Source organism: Pseudomonas sp. GW456-L12 (genome assembly GCF_059424045.1).
Genome location: NZ_JBWKZA010000010.1, coordinates 43,383 through 60,653 on the forward strand (window position 1 = coordinate 43,383; position 17,271 = coordinate 60,653).

The following is a 17,271-nucleotide window of genomic DNA, read 5'->3' on the forward strand; positions in this document are numbered from 1 at the left end:
GTGCACCTCCAGAAGCCGGCTGAGACCGCCTTTGTTGTTATGGCGATATCATTAACATGTTATCTATTTGCCGGGCAAGGAAGCGCGGCGCAATGGATAGTCCGTTATAGCCTAAGCACGGGTTGTGCCAGCGCGGGTAGGAATAGTTCAGTGATCGCGCAGCAGTGAATGCAGGCGCTTGAACGTTGCCAGCAAGGCGCCGCGTTGCTCGGCGCTCAGGCGGATATAACGGCGGAAGCCGGGCAGCCGGTTGACCACCTCGCTGGCGCCGAAATGCTCCAGGCGCACCCGCCAGCCCTGCTCGTCGCGCTGCAATTGCAGGCGCTTGAAGTCCAGCGGCAGCAACGCCGCCAGTAGCTGCGGGTCGCTGTGCAACTGCTGCAACAGCCCCGCCCACTCATCCTGCGCGCCCTGCTTCAGGCCGGCGGCGACGCCCTGGCGGCGGATCGCGCCGGTATGGCGAATGTCGATCTGTGCCTGCGGCCCCGGCGAACCGGGAACCCGCAGGCGAAACTCGCAAACCACCAGGTGCATCAGGAACTGCGCCTGTGGCAGCTCCTCGACCTCGAAGTCCCAACCCTCCTCGGTCCAGGTGAACCGCACCAGCCCGGGCGCCTGCGGCGCACAGTCGAGCCCCGGCAGGTCGCGACGCAACTGGTTCAGGGTCACCCCCGGGCGATAGCCCGAGGGTGGCCGCCGCCAGAACTCAGAGAGGTTTTGCCGCCAGCTTGTACTGCTCATCGGGCTTGGCTCCAGGCAGGGTCTGCGCTTGGGTTTCAGTGGGGGATTGCAGGTTGAAGGCGTTTTCCAGCACCTCCTCCACCGGCACCGGGCGGAACGGGTTGACCTTCTGCACGAAGACCGTCCAGACCAGCGCATAGATCGCCGTCAGGCCGAGCATGCTGCCAAAGGGCACGTAGATGTCCCGCGGATTCATGCCCGGCGGCGTGATGAACCACATGCCCAGGAGGATGCCGATGGACGAGACGATCTGCGGCAGCGGGAACCAGGGCGACTTGTAGGCCCGCGGCAGGTCCGGGCGCCGGATGCGCAGCACCACCACCGCCAGGGTCACCAGCAGGTAGGCGGTGCTCCAGGCACAGACCGCGGCCAGCACCAGGTGCATGATGTTGTCGGTGCTGCCGCCCAGCCACCAGGCGTGCAGGCATGGGATCAATACCGCCACGGCGATGCACAGCAGCGGCGTCTTGAAGCGCGGGTGCAGGTAGGTGAAGGCCTTGGGCAGCGCGCCGTCCAGCGCCATGCCGTAGAGAATGCGCGGCAATCCGGCCATCAGCGTGTTGATGGTCGCCGCCCCGGCGAACAGCAGGCCGACGCCCAGCCAGATCCGCCCGTAGGGCCCCATCACCTGCTCGGCGAACTGCGGGATGGCCATGGGCGTGTCCAGCAGGTGCACGCTGCCGTCTTCGTTCAGCGCAATGTTCGCCACCTGGCGCTTCATCGCCGCGCCATAGATGAACATGCAGGTGGCTACCCCCACCAGGCCCAGGGCCATGGCCCGGGGAATGGTTTTCGCCGCCTTGCGCACCTCCGGCGTCAGCGGGGTGACGAACTCGCACCCGACGAACATGAACATGGCCATGCCCACCAGCGAGAGGATGGTGGTCAGGTCGGTGCCGACCATCGATTCGCCAAACCAGCCGCTCAGTTCCACCGCCGGCGCCTTGAACACCCCGACCACGCCGAAGATGATCAGGGTGGTCCACATGCCGAAAGTCAGGATCACCTCGGCGCGGCTGAACGCGGTGATGCCCACGGCGTTCAGCAGGCCGAAGAAGATCACCAGCCCGACACCCACCAGCCAGGCGCTGCCGCTCTGTTCCAGCAGGGTGTTGAGGGACTCGAAGTTCACCAGGGCCATGACGCCGCTGAGGATGGTTTCCGCCGTGCCGGCGAACACATGCACGATCAGGTAGGCGGATATGGTCCCGGTGATTGCGAAGAAGCGCCCCAGGCCGCAGGCCAGGTAGTCGTACACCGAGCCGGTGGTGGGGATCATGCAGGCCGCTTCGGCGAAGGTCGTCGATTGCGCGAGCATCATCAGCATGGCGATCAGCATGGCCGCGGCGAACGCCCCGCCGCCGATGCCGAAGCCGGTGGTGGCGGTGAGGATCACCGGGCTGGCCATGATCAGGCCGACGGCGCTGGCCAGGGCCGTGGGAAAGCCGACCACGCCCTGGTTCAGGTGGCGGGTGAGTCTGTCGTTGAAAGACATGGTGCTGGACCTCGAAAGCATGGGTGATGTTGTTGTTCTAGGCATTTCAAGGGCACGCCGGGCGGGCGTGTTTTACCTGGCTGTCTGCGCAGCCTGGCCGGTTGCATCCGACTGTAGCCGCTGCCGCAGGCTGCGATAAGGCCGAAGGCCTTCGGCGATCTTGAGATCTTGCGCACCCTGCGGGCGCGATCGCAGCCTGCGGCAGCGGCTACAGGATCAGAACGCGATGCACACCGACTTGTTCTCGGTATACGCCTCTATCGCCGCGTGGCCCATCTCGCGGCCGATGCCCGATTGCTTGTAGCCGCCAAACGGCATCGACGGGTCGAGCATATTGTGGGTGTTGACCCAGACCGTACCGGCCTTAATCCGCGGGATCAGGTCCATGACCTTCGCCAGGTCGTTGGACCAGATGCTCGCCCCCAGCCCGTACTGATTGTCGTTGGCCAGCGCCACCACCTCGTCGATTTCGTCGAATGGCGTGGCCACCACCACCGGGCCGAAGATTTCCTCGCGCACCACCTGCATGCCCGCGTGCACGTCGGCCAATACCGTCGGGCGCACGTAGAAGCCCTGCTCGCCATAGGCGACCCCGCCGCACAGCACCCGGGCGCCGTCGGCCACGCCCTGGTCGATCATGTCCAGCACGCGCTTCTGCTGCTTGGCGGAAATCAGCGGGTTGATCTGCGCCTGTTCGTCAAGCCCGGGGCCGATGCTCAGGGAGCCGGCGATGGCCGACAAACGCTCCAGCACCTGGTCGAAGATCGCCCGCTGGATATACAGCCGCGAACCGGCGGTACAGACCTGGCCCTGGTTGAAGAAGATCGCCCCGGCGGCACCGGCGGCCGCGGCCTGCGGGTCGCAGTCATCGAGCACGATCACCGGCGACTTGCCGCCCAGCTCCAGGGAAAACCGGGTCATGTTGTCCACCGCCGCATGGCCGATGACCTTGCCGATCTGGGTCGAGCCGGTGAAGGCCAGCTTGTCGATGCCTTTGTGCGCGGCCAGGGCAGCACCGGCCTGGGCGCCGCTGCCGGTGACCACGTTGACCACCCCCGGGGCGATCCCGGCGTCCAGGCACAGCTGGCCCAGGCGCAAGGCGGTCAGCGGGGTTTCATCGGCCGGCTTGAGCACCACGGTGCAGCCGCAGGCCAGGGCCGGGACGATTTTCCAGATGGCCATCAGCAGCGGGAAATTCCACGGCACGATGGCGCCGACCACGCCCACCGGCTCCGGCACCGTATAGGCGCGGTACCGCGCGCCCGGGACGGCGGCGATGGACAGGTCCAGGCTCTTGCCTTCGATCTTGGTCGCCCAGCCCGCCATGTAGCGGGTGAACTCGGCGGCGGCGCCGACTTCCAGGGCCCGGGCCAGGTGGATCGACTGGCCGTTGTTGAGGGTTTCCAGCTGCGCCAGCTCTTCGCCGTGCGCTTCCAGCAGATCGGCCAGCTTCAACAGCAGGCGCTCGCGATCCGCCGGACGCTGCGCTGCCCAGGGTCCCTCGAAGGCCCGTCGCGCGGCGGCCACGGCCAGGTCGATATCGGCGTCGGCACCGGCGGCGACGCGGGTCAGTTCTTCGCCGGTGGCCGGGTTGAACACCGGCATCTGCGCGCCGGACAAGGCCGGCTGGCTGCGCCCGTCGATCAACAGGCCGTGCTGGCTGTCGATAAAGGCGGCGACACGTGGGTCGATGGCAATACTCATGGGCAATCCTCGCTAGTTGGCCTCATGGATCGAACTCTGAGACCAATGCCGGCCAGCGTCTTGATCCTGGCTGCCGCGAAACTTGCCACTGGCTGCCAGGGAACCGCGACACACGCTTTTGCCGCCGCTGGCGCGTCTATCCAGATAAACCGCGGACTCAGTATTTGCGGTTGCTTCGCAACCGTTCGCAGCCTCGCGGGCTCGGCAGCGGCTACAAAAACACCGTGTGCCCGGTAGCCGCTGGCGCAGCCTGCGATCGGCGGCGCAGCCGTCGCCAAGCCTGCGAACGCATTTTTACAGGCAGATCGGCAATGCGCGGGACGCCGGGTCGATGGCAGTGGCGGTCAAATGCCTGGCACACAGAGGCAAGCAGGCATCCGGCAAAGGGCGCACTACTATGTCCCACGCTGTCTGTGCGTTTTCAGGAGATTCAACGTGAGCGAACCAAGCCGTTTCTGGCATCCCATGCTGCACCCCAACGAAATGCAACAACGCGAGCCGATCCGCATTGTCCGTGGCGATGGCTGCTACGTGTACGACGACCAGGGCCACCAACTGGTGGATGGCGTCGCCGGGTTGTGGAACGTCAACGTCGGCCACAACCGCAAGGAAGTGAAGGCGGCGATCACCGCCCAGCTGGACGAACTGGAATACTTCCAGCTGTTCGACGGCGTCAGCCATCCGCGCGCCGAAGAGCTGTCGCGGGTGGTGATTAACCTGCTGGAGCCCGAGGGCATGCGCCGCGTGGCCTTCAGCTCCGGCGGCTCGGATGCCATCGAGACCGCGCTGAAACTGGCCCGCCAGTACTGGAAGCTCGAAGGCCAGGCCGACCGCACCAAGTTCATCTCGCTGCGCCAGGGCTACCACGGCACCCACTTCGGCGGTGCTTCGGTCAACGGCAACACGGTGTTCCGGCGCAACTACGAGCCCCTGCTGCCGGGTTGCTTCCACGTCGATACCCCGTGGCTGTACCGCAACCCCTACAGCCAGGACCCGGAAGAACTCGGCAAGATCTGCGCCGACCTGCTCGAGCGGGAAATCCAGTTCCAGAGCCCCGACACCGTCGCGGCCTTTATCGCCGAGCCGATCCAGGGCGCTGGCGGCGTGATAGTGCCGCCGGCCAACTACTGGCCGCTGATCCGCGAGGTCTGCGACAAGTACGGCGTGCTGCTGATCGCCGACGAAGTGGTGACCGGCTTCGGTCGCAGCGGCTCGATGTTCGGCAGCCGCCTGTGGGGCGTGAAGCCCGACATCATGTGCCTGGCCAAGGGCATCACCTCCGGCTACATCCCGCTGGGCGCCACGGTGGTCAACGAACGGATCGAGTCGGCGTTCAGCAAAAACGCCAACTTCACCGGCGCGATCATGCACGGCTACACCTACTCCGGGCACCCGGTGGCCTGCGCGGCGGCCCTGGCCAGCCTCGACATCGTGGTCAAGGAAGACCTGCCGGCCAACGCCGCGAAGATGGGCGACTACATGCTGAACAAGCTGCTGCCGTTCGCCGAGCGCTTCGACAGCGTCGGTGAAGTGCGCGGCAAGGGCCTGATGATCGCCCTCGACCTGGTCGCCGACAAGAGCACCCGCGAGCCGATCGACCCCATGGGCGGCTATGCCAACCAAGTGGCGCAAATCGCCCGCGACAACGGGGTGATGGTGCGTCCGGTGGGGACCAAGATCATCCTGTCACCGCCGCTGGTGATCCAGCCGCCGCAGATCGACGCCATAGTCGCTGCCCTGGAGCTGGGTTTCACCCAGGCCCGTTGAGCCTGACGCCGCAGCCTTGAGCCTGGACCGCGCTGGAGCCGATATCAGCGCGGTCTGCGTGATCGCAGGAAGCCCCTGCGGGGCTTTTCGCAGCCTGCGGCAGCGGCTACAAGGAACGCAGTGTCCGTGTAGCCGCTGCCGAGCCCGCGAGGCTGCGATCGGCAACGCAGTGGCCGCAAACCGGGGCTCGCGATCTGTCTGAAATACCGTGGCATCAGAGGGTTACGGCCCTCTTTACCGGCCGTTCATGAAGAGGGAGCCATCCCATGCATACGCCAACCGCCCTGCCGGATGCCCAACAGCTTGGCCAACGCTGCATCAGCGCCTTTACCCGGGTGGTGCCGGCGACCCTGTGCGCCTTCTACCGCATTGACGCGCAGCTACAGGCCGAGCATTTCTCGCTGTACCACATGAGCCCGCAGATGCATGAGGCCTACCTGCAACGCTACCGGCACTACGACCCGCTGCGGCCGCGCAACTGCGTGGCGGCGGGCCGCCCGGTGCTGTCGCTGCACATGGGCATGGCCCAGCAGGGGCGGCATGAAACCGAGGTCTACCAGGGTTTCCTGCAACGCCATGGGGTGCTGGATGTGGTGGAAATCCTCGCGCGCAATGCCGGTGGCAGCCCGATCGCCGGCCTGTCCCTGCTGCGCGATGCCAGCCTGGGCCCGTTCCGGCCAGACGAACTGAGCACCCTGCAGGCGCTGCAAGGCCTGTTGGAAATCGCCGCCCAGGCGCCCTATTCGCGCCACGACGAACGCCTGCAGGCCCTTACGCCCCGGGAACGGCAGATCGCCTTACTGCTGCGCGACGGCGCCTGCAACAAGACCATCGCCCAACAGCTGGCGCTGGGCCTGCCGACGGTCAAGACCCACCTGATCAACCTGTTCCGCAAGGTCGGAGTGAACAACCGCACCGAGCTGGTGAGCGCGCTGTTCCTGTAAAAAACCGCCGTGCCTCAACCATTCGGTTGATGGGCAACAACGGCTTGCGCGATGAACATGAGGTTCTCCCTCATCGACAAGGTCCGCCCTCATGAACCTGCAACCCGAATGGATTACCGTTGGCGCCCTGGCCGAAGGTTTTGCCGCCGATAACCATATCCTGCCCAGCCTGGATGACCTCAACGGTCGCAGCCTGACCCTGCATTTCGCCAATGGCTGGCGCATCGAACACCTTTTCGGCTCACGCTCGCTGCATTGGCAGGACACTGAAAACCAAGCCAGCGGCGAGACAACTTATCGAGCCACCTCAATACGTTCCGGCATTTACCTGGTGGACTTTCTCAAGTCAGAGAACCACCAGATCCACTCGGTAAGCCTGATCCTCGACCTGGGCCGGAACATCTTCACCGCAGTGATCGGGCAGATGCCGAGCCAGGCCGAGACCCGGGTCGATCTGTTCAGCCGCGCCCTGTCCGGCCGCGAGCTGACCAGCGTCCAGGCCCAGTTCATCCACGGCAGCATCGACACGCCACTGACCGCCAGCAGCCCGCAACACGCGCTGACCGAAGAGCTGGTCGGCCTGCGCAACCAGTACGTCTACAGCGCCACCGAGGCCTACGAGCACGTCTACCTGAACCGCAACTTCTACAGCTGGCAGTGCCTCAAGGGCGTCGAGCAGGGCCTGGCGGACACCGACCGCTGCCATTACTACAAGCTCGCCGAACAGCTGTACCTGTTCGTCTGGCGCGAAAAGATCGTGCCGACCCTGGGCCTGGTGCTGATCGACCTGCAAGCGGGCAGGACCGACGGCAAGATCTTCGGCTACCAGGGCAGCGACTTCGCCGCACCCAGCAACTTCCCGGTGGGCGCCCTCGCCCATGTGCTGAACCGCACCGCGTACGTCTGATGCAGACCTGTAGCCGCTGCCGAGCGACAGCGAGGCTGCGTTCGATCCGGGCGGCACTGCGACGCAGCGGTCGCAATCCGGGCAGCGCGTTCTGCCTGACACACCGCAAGCGCAGGTTTCGCGGCAACTGCGTTGCCGATCGCAGCCTCGCGTTGCTCGGCAGCGGCTACCCAGACACTGGTTCCTGTAGCCGCCGGCGCAGCCTGCGATCGGCTGCGTAGCAGACGTTGCCTTTACGCCCCTTCGGGCCGATCGCAGCCTTCGCCAGCGGCTACAAAAACCTGTCAGCGACAACCCTCTATCCCAGGACTTCGACCATGACCCTCGGCCTCAACCTCGATCGCGTCGCCAGCCGTTACCAATCCGAGCTGCAACTGTTCGCCGAACGCCATCCGCGTTCCGCCGGCTTCTACCGGGAAAACCTCAAGCACTGGCTGTACGGTGCGCCGCTGCACTGGATGCAGCAATGGCCGGGGCTGTACCCGATCCTGGTGGCCGACGCCCAGGGCGCGACGCTGACCGATTGCGACGGCAACCGCTACGTCGACTTCGCCCTGGGCGACACCGGCGCCATGTTCGGCCATGGCCAGCCCGCCGTGGCCGAGGCCATCGCCCATCAGGCCCGGCACGGCTCGACCCTGATGCTGCCGACCGCCGACAGCCTGTGGGTCGGCCAGGAACTGGTGCGGCGCTTCGGCCTGCCGTTCTGGCAAGTCACCACCTCCGCCACCGACGCCAACCGCTTTGTGCTGCGCCTGTGCCGGATGATCACCGGCCGGGAGAAAGTGCTGGTGTTCAACTGCAACTACCACGGCAGCGTCGACGAGTCCCAGGTCGAATTCGACGCCAGCGGTCAGATGATTCCCCGCGAAGGCGTGCACGCCAATGGCCTGCGCCACGACACCACCACCCGGCTGGTGGAGTTCAACGACCTGCCGGCGCTGGAGGCGGCACTGGCCCACGGCGACGTGGCCGCGGTGCTGACCGAACCCTTCATGACCAACGTCGGCATGGTCCCGCCCGCCCCCGGCTTCCACGACGGCCTGCGCGAGCTGACCCGGCGTTTCGATGTGCCGCTGATCATCGACGAAACCCACACCATCTCCTGCGGCCCCGCCGGCTACAGCGGCGAACACGGCCTGCAGCCGGACTTCTTCGTGCTCGGCAAGTGCATCGCCGGCGGCATCCCCACCGCGGTGTGGGGCGCCAGCCAGGCCATGGCCGAGCGTATCTGGCAGGTGCTGCCGCATTTCCAGCCCGGCCAGGCGATCAACCACTTCGGCTTCGGCGGCACCCTGGCCGGCAACGCCCTGCAGATGGCCGCCATGCGCGCCACCTTCAGCGAGGTCATGAGCGCGGCCAACTACGCGCACATGATCGCCCTGGCCGAACGCCTGCGGACCGGGGTCCAGGCGCTGATCGCCAAGCATCGCCTGCCCTGGCACGTGACGCGGATCGGCGCCCGGGTCGAATACCTGTTCATGGACCACGCGCCGTGCAACGGCGGCGAAGCCCACCATGCCCGTCATGGCCTGATCGAGGCCTACCTGCATCTCTACCTGCTCAACCGCGGCGTGTTGCTGACCCCGTTCCACAACATGGCGCTGATCTGCCCGGCTGCTACCACCGACGACGTCGACCTGCACAACCGCCTGCTGGACGAATGCCTGGGCACCGTCACTCAAGGAGAACATCCATGATCCTCGACCTCAGCGGCCGTATCGCCCTGATCACCGGCTCCGGCCAGGGCATTGGCCGCGCCATCGCGCAAGTCTTCGCCGCCCAGGGCGCCAAGGTGCTGCTCGCCACTCGCAGCGAAGCCTCGGGCGCCGAAACCCTGCGCCTGATCCGTGAAGCCGGCGGCAGCGCCGAACTGCTGGTCGTGGACCTGAGCACCCGGGCCGCGGCCAACCAGGCGGTAGCCGCCACGCTCAGGGCCTTTGGCGGGCTGGACCTGCTGATCCACAACGCCGCGGTGTTCCCGATGGAAAACCTGCGCGACCTGAGGGATGAAATCCTCGAGTCGACCCTGGCGGTGAACCTCAAGAGCTGTTTCTGGCTGACCCAGGCGGCGCTGCCGGCGTTGTGCCGGGCCGAGCATCCGCGCATCGTCATCACCTCCTCGGTGACCGGGCCGCGCACGGCGATTCCCGGGCTGTCCCACTACGCCGCGTCCAAGGCCGGGGTCAACGGCTTCATTCGCGCGGCGGCCCTGGAACTGGCCGAACACCGGGTCACCGTCAACGGCGTCGAACCCGGGCTGATCGCCACCCAGGCCATGGCCAACCTCGGCGACTCCCCGGCCCTGGCCGCCGGCATCCCGCTCAAGCGCCTGGGCAGCCCGCAGGACATCGCCCACGCCATGCTGTTCCTCGCGTCCGAGCAGGCCGGCTATATCACCGGGCAGACCCTGATCGTCGATGGCGGCGCCCTGCTGCCGGAGAATACGCAGCTCATCTGACGGCAGACGCCTACCCTCACCCACGGCGCCCGACCGGGCGCCGGCACGCCAACCCCGACAGCACCGTTCGCCTGGCTCCTTCGTCCAGCGAGATCAACGGTTCAATGGTGCTATGGGTAGAACGCTGCATCCCGTTTTTACCGATTGACTTGAAGTTAACTTTAACTTTTAGAGTCGGCTCCGACCCATTGGCGCGCCTCACCCCGGCGATCCTCGCCCGCCCGCCTGCTTTCGGAGAAGCCCATGACCTCAACCAAGCCCGACACCCTCAGCTACGCCGTCGCCGATACCGGGTATTGGCCCGCCGTGTTCAACGTGCTGTTTGCCGGCATTGCCGCGGCGCTGCATATCGGCAAGGCCACCATCGCCCTGCCGCAGCTGCAGCAGGAATTCGGCCGGTCCCTGGAATCCCTGAGCTGGGTCATGTCGGCCTTCCCCTTGGTCGGGGTGTTCGGTGGCATCGCCGCCGGCATCCTCGTGCAGCGCTGGGGCGACCGCTACCTATTGGCCCTCGGCCTGCTGATCATGTGCGCCGCCAGCGCGCTGGGCTCCAGCCTGCACGACTTCCATGGGCTGCTGGCCACGCGTTTTGTCGAAGGCCTGGGCTTCGTCATCGTGGTGGTCGCGGCGCCGGCAGTGCTCAATCGCCTGGTCCCGGCGCACAAACGCCACCTGGTGTTCGGCATCTGGAGCACCTTCATGGCGTTCGGTATCGGCACCTCGATGCTTATCGGGCCGCTGCTGGGCGGCTGGCAACAGAGCTGGATCGCCGGCGCGGCCTTGACCCTGCTGGCGGCGCTGCTGTTGCCGTTGACCACGCCCAGGGACCCGCTGGCGCTGCGCCGCCAGGCGCAATCCGCTTTGCGCCACTCGCTGAGCAGCGTGCTGCGCGCCCGCCAGCCGCTGCTGATGGCGCTGATTTTCACCGCCTACAACCTGCAGTTCTTCGCGGTGATGGCCTTCCTGCCGGTGTTCCTGATGCAGCGGGTCGGGCTGTCGATCGCCAGCGCCGGGGTGGTCAGCGCCGCGGTGGTGGCGGTCAATATCGTCGGCAACCTCAGCGCCGGCCTGCTGCTGTCACGGGGCGTCCGCCCACAAGCCCTGCTCGCCGGCACCAGTATCGTCATGGGGCTTTTCGGGATGGGGATCTTCCTCTCGGCCACGCCGACCGGCCTGGTAATCCCTTTGTGTTTCTTCTTTTGCGCGGTGGCCGGCATGCTGCCCGCCACCCTTCTCGCCAGCACCTCGCTGACCTCGCCGGAACCCGCATTGATCCCGCTGTGCCTGGGCCTGGTGATGCAAGGCAACTATCTGGGCCAGGTGCTCGCGCCCATCGCCCTGAGCGCCGCCGTCGCCTATGCCGGCTGGTCCGCCCCGGCGGCGCTGGTGCTGGCTGCCGCACTGCTGGGGGTGCTGCTGGCGATGCGCCTGAAGATAAAGCAATAAAAACGCCGCTCCCCGACGGCGGTCGCCAGATCGGGGAGCGGTGGTGTTGATATGTGTCATCCCGCCTTCACTGGATAGAGGTGGTCAGTTGCGGCGCAGGCGATGTCAGCAACCCTTTGACGGCCGCCGAGAAACACTCCACCTGCAGCGGGTATTCCTGCCCCATCAACCGGCCTTTGCCATACCAGACGATACCGCCCTGACTCAGGACCAGACCGTTGCGGCCGAACTCGAACACGCTGCCGACGGAACTGCTGAAGACGAAGCGGCTGTCGTCCATTTGCAGCAGCTTGTACTGCGTGTTCGCGGGCGGCAGTTGCTCCTTGATGCGCTGCAGGTAAGTCGGGGCCAGACGGGTAAACAACTGCCCGGCCTGTTCACGGTATTGCGGTATCGTCAGACCTGGACTGCGCTGCAACTCGACGGCAATCAAGGCGAATACATCGGCGTTGGCACGCGCCACGGCCAACTTGGCCGACAGCGCCGACGCCAGCAAAGCGTTATCAATCTGCAACGACGATTTCTCTGGCTGGCCGTTGGCGGCGGGTTCGGTGACGGGGCGCATGAACTCGGCCACATTGACAGTCGACAGTACCGTCGTCGCCAGATACGCCGCACAGGCCGAAGCTTGCCCAGGCTGATCAGCATTGACCAACAACGAGTACGGACTGCCCTGTCGAGGCAACGTCTGCGCGTCGATCCCCTGCTGCTTGAGAAAGGCGTTGACCTGTTCCTGTTTCACTTCGCCTCGCGCCAACGCGCAAAGCTGTTCCATCATGAGTGTTTTACGCGGCTCGTCGAACCTGGGCGACAGCTGGAAAATCGCGTCCTGTATTACGGGTAGCGCGGGAACGCGCAACCAGATTCGCGGGGTATCCGTCGGCTTGTCTGCCAGGAATTTGTCGTAACCGGCCAGCGCCACCAGCATGATCAGGAGAGCGACGGAAATGGATTTCATGTTCATGGTTTTTTGCCCGAAAAAGTTGGATTAAGACTGCACAAGACCCATCTGCGGATCACCACTGATAACCGATCCCCACCGCCACCCCCACTTTGCGCTGGGTATCCGTACTGCCCTGCAACTTGGTCACCCACCGGCCATTGCCGGACATATGCGATACACCGAAAGCGAGCGACGACTGACCGCGGTAACTGCTTACCGCCGCCACTGTCATGCTGGAACCCGGAGAGTACGACTGCGGCAGACTGGCCATGGCCATCGCACCGGCAATCCCCGCACTGAGAATTTCGTCTTGCTGCTTGAGGTCGTTTTTCAGCTCCGTATAGCGCTGGTCGGTGTAGGCATTGGCACTGGTGGTGATGTCCGCCACGCTTCGGGTCAACTGGTCGAGGTTCACCGCATCCGTGCCGTGGGTACCCGCCGCGAGGTTGGTGATCTGCCGCTCATTGCCAGTGCTGCCGACCGACACGCTGCTGTCGCGATCCGCCACCGAGTTGGCACCCAGTGCCGTGGCATTCCTGGCCGAAGCCTTGGCCCCGTTACCCAGGGCAACCGAGTTTTCCCCGCTGGCCTGAGACCCTGTGCCGACCGCCGCGCTGTTTTTGCCCGAAGCCACCGCCCCCGCCCCCCCGGCGATCGAGTCGACACCTGTGGCTTTCGGTTTGGCCGCCGCGCTGCGGTTGTTCACCTGGAACATGCCGTCGGTCCCCTTCTTGATGTTGGAGACATCGTCTTCGACGGCGGTAATGCGGCCCTCCTGCTGACCTGCATTCGCCCCCAGATTGGCAATCGAATCGTCCGTGTATTGCTTGGCTTCAGCCACCGCACCGTCGAGTTGGCGCACGTTGACCGCATCCTTGGCGTCCTTGCCGTCGGCAACGTTGCTGACCGTTCGGGTTTCACCGGTGGTGGCATTGCCCACCGACACCGTGCCCGCGGTCGCGTTATTCGCCCCCGAATACTTGCCGCTGTAGGTTTCTGCGCCGCGACCGTCATCGCTGGAACCGCTGCCCACCGCGACGCTGCCATCGGCGGACGCCGTAGCACTGGTGCCCATCGCCACCGAACCATTGCCCGAGGCCTGGGCCTGGGCACCCAACGCCATGGCGTCAGTGCCGGTGGCGGCGGAGTCGGCCTTGGTCGAGTTGACGTGCAGATACTTGATGCCACCGCCCGCGCCGATCAGGGTTTCAAGCCCTCCGACCCGACCGCCGAGGTTAGTGATGTCCGTGGTGTTCTGATCCACCTGATCGCCGACCACTTTCAGTTGAGCCACGTTGACCGCATCGTTGTCCTGCGAGCCAGCCGCCAGCCCGGTGAGCTTGCGATTGCCCAGTGCCGTGCCGATGCCGACCTCACCGACTGACGTCTGCGGTGCTGCCAGTCGATAGGCGCTGTAATCCGTCTCGGCGCCGACCGTGGTCAGCGCACTCGAACCCAGCGCCACGCTCATGGCGTGGCTGGCATTGGCCCCGGCGCCCAACGCAACCGATTGCTCCGCCGCTGCCTGAGCCGCACTGCCCACAGCGATGCCGGACGCCAGTAACACCTGGGTATCGCGACCGATGGCGATGCCACCGGCGGCGGCCTGACCGACCTTGGCCTGATTGCCAAGACCAATGCCGTCGTCGCCATTGACCACGGTGCCCGGACCGACAGCGATCGACTCCGCGCCGCTGGCGAGCGAGTCCACCGGGTTCGTCGAATTGGCGTGGAAGTACAGGGTGCCGGTTGAGCTCAACGAGCCCATCGCACCGGTCAGTTGACGCAGGGTCACGGCATCGTGATCGTCGGTGGCGTCCGCCACGTTGGTGATTTGCCGGTAGCTGCCGGCCTTGCCCACCGAAACCGAGCCAAGCAAGGTGGCATCCGAAGTGTCGTAGATGATCGCCCCGCTGCCGGCTGCAATCGACCCTGTCGTCGGCGCCAGGACACGGTCGGCAACCGAACCTTCACCCAGTGCGATACCACCCGCCACCTGAGCCTGGCTCAGATGCCCCAGCGCAAGGCCGCCATCAGCCGTCACGTTGGCGCCCGAGCCGACGGCGAACGAATGGGCGCCGGCGGCAATGGACTGTGGCCCGATGGCAATGCTGTCCAGACCTGTGGCTTGCGAGTCGGCCAATACCGAGTTGCTGTGGAAGTACTTGATGCCCGCACCGTGGTTGACGAGGTTGTCGACGGTTTGGTTGGTCGCGAACAGCTGGCTGCCATTCACGGCATCGGTGCTGCTGGCGTTCAAGGTTCCGGCCGCGACGTTGGTCAACTTTACTGCGGTGCCTGCCGGGTTGAAGGTCACCTGATTCTTCGTCGCGGCATCGTCGTATTTCACCGCCACGGCTGCCGTGTTGGTCACACTGGTATTGAGATTACTCAACGCTGCGCCGACGTTACTGCTGACCAGCGGGCCGGTGTTGGCACCGGTTGCGCTGATGCTGTTGGTGGAGTAACTGGGCGCCGTCCATGCCCCAGTGTTCGCATCAAGTGCTGCACCGCCGCCCAGAGCGGTCGCCGTGTCCTGCCCTGCTTTATTCAGTTGGCTGACATTGACGGCATCGGTCGCGCTGGAACCGGCGGCCAGGCCAGTAATACGACGACCATCAGCGCCATTGGCGATGTTCACTTCACCACCTGTCGCGGCGCCACCGACGCCGTAAGCCGCATTGGCCAATGTCGCGCCCGTGGCGGACGAGTTGGAGCCCAGCGCCACAGCATTGGCAACGGTCGCACTCGCGAGTGGGCCGATGGCTACGCTGTCCAGACCTGTGGCTTGCGAGTCGGCCAGTACCGAATTGCTGTGGAAATACTTGATGCCGGCACCGTTGTTGACGAGGTTGTCGACGGTCTGGTTGGTCGCGAACAGCTGCGAGCCATTCACCACGTCGGTGCTGGTAGCGTTCAAGGTTCCAGCCGCGACATTGGTCAACTTCACCGAGCTACCCGCCGGGTTGAAGGTCACCTGGGTTTTAGTCGCGGCATCGTCGTATTTCACCGCCACGGCAGCGGTGTTGGTCAGGCTGGTGTTGAGGTTGCTCAGCGCTGCACCGACGTTGTTGCTGACCAAAGGCCCGGTGTTGCTGCCTGTCGCGTCGATGCTGTTAGTGGAGTAACTGGGCGCCGTCCATACGCCAGTGGCTGGATCGAGTTGTGCGCCGCCGCCCAGAGCTATTGCTGCGCTTTGCCCGATCAGATTGAGCTGGCTGACGTTGACCGCATCCGTCGGACTGGAACCGGCGGCAAGACCGGTAATGCGACGGCCGTCGCCGCCGTTGGCAATGTTCACTTCGCCCCCCGTCGCCGCCCCGCCGACACCATAAGCCGCATTGGCCAGTGTCGCGCCCGTGGCGGACGAGCCAGATCCCAGAGCAACACTGTTATCGACACCGGCCGTGGCGCCATTGCCCAACGCAACGCTGTTGATGCCCCCGGAAACAGCGGCCGGCCCCATCGCCACGCTGTCCTGGCCGGTTGCGCTGCTGTCGGCGAGGGTCGAATTGCTGTGGAAATACTTGATCCCGGCGCCGTTGTTGACGAGGTTGTCGACGGTTTGGTTGGTCGCGAACAGCTGGCTGCCATTCACCGCGTCGGTGCTGGTAGCGTTCAAGGTTCCGGCCGCGACATTGGTCAATTTGACCGCTGTGCCCGCCGGGTTGAAGGTCACCTGATTCTTAGTCGTGGCATCGTCGTATTTCACCGCCACGGCTGCCGTGTTGGTCAGGCTGGTGTTGAGGTTGGTCAGCGCTGCGCCGACGTTGTTGCTGACCAAAGGCCCAGTGTTGCTACCGGTCACGCCGATACTGTTGGTCGAATAACTCGGCGCCGTCCATGCACCGGTGTTCGAATCAAGCGCTGCACCGCCGCCCAGGGCGGTCGCGGTATCTAGGCCTGCTTTGTTCAGTTGGCTGACGTTGACGGCATCGGTCGCGCTGGAACCGGCGGCAAGGCCAGTAATACGACGACCATCGGCGCCGTTGGCGATGTTCACTTCACCACCTGTCGCCGCACCGCCAACACCATAAGCCGCATTGGCCAAAGTTGTGCCAGTGGCGGACGAATTGGAGCCGAGAGCCACACCATTGGCAACGGTCGCACTCGCGAGTGGGCCGATGGCCACGCTGTCCTGACCCGTCGCGCTGCTGTCAGCGAGGGTCGAATTGCCGTGGAAATACTTGATCCCAGCGCCGTTGTTGACGAGGTTGTCGACGGTCTGGTTGGTCGCGAACAGCTGCGAGCCATTCACCACGTCGGTGCTGGTGCTGTTCAAGTTACCGGCCGCGACATTGGCCAGCTTCACCGCGGTACCCGCTGGGTTGAAGGTCACCTGGGTCTTGGTGGAAGCATCGTCGTACTTCACCGCCACGGCAGCGGTGTTGGTCACGCTGATGTTGAGGTCGCTCAGTGCCGCGCCGACGTTGTTGCTGACCAGCGGGCCAGCGTTGCTGCCGGTCACGCCGATGCTGTTGGTCGAATAACTCGGTGCCGTCCACACACCGGTGGCTGGATCGAGTTGAGCACCACCGCCCAAAGCCAGTGCCGCGCTTTGCCCGATCAGATTGAGCTGGCTGACGTTCACCGCATCCGTTGCGCTGGAACCGGAGGCAAGACCGGTGATGCGACGGCCATCAGCGCCATTGGCGATGTTCACTTCACCACCCGTCGCGGCGCCACCGACGCCGTAAGCCGCGTTGGCCAACGTTGTGCCTGTAGCGGACGAGTTGGAGCCCAGCGCCACACCATTGGCAATGGTCGCGCTCGCGAGCGGGCCGATGGCTACGCTGTCCTGGCCGCTCGCGGTGCTGTCGGCGAGAACTGAATTACTGTGGAAATACTTGATGCCGGCACCGT

11 protein-coding genes are annotated in these 17,271 nt (G+C 65.2%); 6 read left to right on the forward strand and 5 right to left on the reverse strand.

Features of this window, described 5'->3' with window-relative positions; translation table 11 throughout:
- Window positions 1-147: 147 nt before the first annotated feature.
- From AC07Y9_RS15090 to AC07Y9_RS15100, 3 genes are all read right to left on the reverse strand, one after another.
- Window positions 148-741, reverse strand: a complete 594-nt coding sequence (locus AC07Y9_RS15090) for a DUF3156 family protein (protein ID WP_219735179.1) — start codon at window positions 739-741, stop codon at window positions 148-150.
- On the reverse strand, window positions 707-2,236 hold the full coding sequence (locus AC07Y9_RS15095) for an APC family permease (protein WP_053261378.1): 1,530 nt from the start codon (window positions 2,234-2,236) through the stop codon (window positions 707-709). The genes AC07Y9_RS15090 and AC07Y9_RS15095 overlap by 35 nt, the downstream gene beginning before the upstream one ends.
- A gap of 216 nt (window positions 2,237-2,452) precedes the next feature.
- Complete coding sequence (locus AC07Y9_RS15100; protein ID WP_102681017.1) at window positions 2,453-3,940, reverse strand: aldehyde dehydrogenase family protein; 1,488 nt, start codon at window positions 3,938-3,940, stop codon at window positions 2,453-2,455.
- A gap of 435 nt (window positions 3,941-4,375) precedes the next feature.
- On the opposite strand from AC07Y9_RS15100, the gene AC07Y9_RS15105 reads away from it, so the two are divergent.
- The 6 genes from AC07Y9_RS15105 (at window position 4,376) to AC07Y9_RS15130 (ending at window position 11,465) form a co-directional block, all read left to right on the forward strand.
- Complete coding sequence (locus AC07Y9_RS15105; RefSeq protein ID WP_102681018.1) at window positions 4,376-5,707, forward strand: aspartate aminotransferase family protein; 1,332 nt, start codon at window positions 4,376-4,378, stop codon at window positions 5,705-5,707.
- Window positions 5,708-5,973: 266 nt separating this feature from the next.
- Window positions 5,974-6,651, forward strand: coding sequence for a helix-turn-helix transcriptional regulator (locus AC07Y9_RS15110; RefSeq protein WP_102681019.1), 678 nt, complete (start codon window positions 5,974-5,976; stop codon window positions 6,649-6,651).
- A 91-nt stretch (window positions 6,652-6,742) separates the two neighbouring features.
- Complete coding sequence (locus AC07Y9_RS15115) at window positions 6,743-7,558, forward strand: molybdenum cofactor biosynthesis F family protein (protein ID WP_053261382.1); 816 nt, start codon at window positions 6,743-6,745, stop codon at window positions 7,556-7,558.
- 317 nt (window positions 7,559-7,875) lie between these two features.
- Window positions 7,876-9,258, forward strand: coding sequence for an aspartate aminotransferase family protein (locus tag AC07Y9_RS15120; RefSeq protein WP_102681020.1), 1,383 nt, complete (start codon window positions 7,876-7,878; stop codon window positions 9,256-9,258).
- On the forward strand, window positions 9,255-10,019 hold the full coding sequence (locus AC07Y9_RS15125; RefSeq protein ID WP_102681021.1) for an SDR family oxidoreductase: 765 nt from the start codon (window positions 9,255-9,257) through the stop codon (window positions 10,017-10,019). The genes AC07Y9_RS15120 and AC07Y9_RS15125 overlap by 4 nt, the downstream gene beginning before the upstream one ends.
- 243 nt (window positions 10,020-10,262) lie before the next feature.
- On the forward strand, window positions 10,263-11,465 hold the full coding sequence (locus AC07Y9_RS15130) for an MFS transporter (RefSeq protein ID WP_102681022.1): 1,203 nt from the start codon (window positions 10,263-10,265) through the stop codon (window positions 11,463-11,465).
- 67 nt (window positions 11,466-11,532) lie between these two features.
- On the opposite strand, the gene AC07Y9_RS15135 is transcribed toward AC07Y9_RS15130, so the two are convergent.
- Both AC07Y9_RS15135 and AC07Y9_RS15140 read right to left on the reverse strand, forming a co-directional pair.
- Window positions 11,533-12,429, reverse strand: a complete 897-nt coding sequence (locus tag AC07Y9_RS15135) for a hypothetical protein (protein WP_146021804.1) — start codon at window positions 12,427-12,429, stop codon at window positions 11,533-11,535.
- Between the two features lie 52 nt (window positions 12,430-12,481).
- Complete coding sequence (locus AC07Y9_RS15140; RefSeq protein WP_494990493.1) at window positions 12,482-17,260, reverse strand: YadA-like family protein; 4,779 nt, start codon at window positions 17,258-17,260, stop codon at window positions 12,482-12,484.
- Window positions 17,261-17,271: the final 11 nt, after the last annotated feature.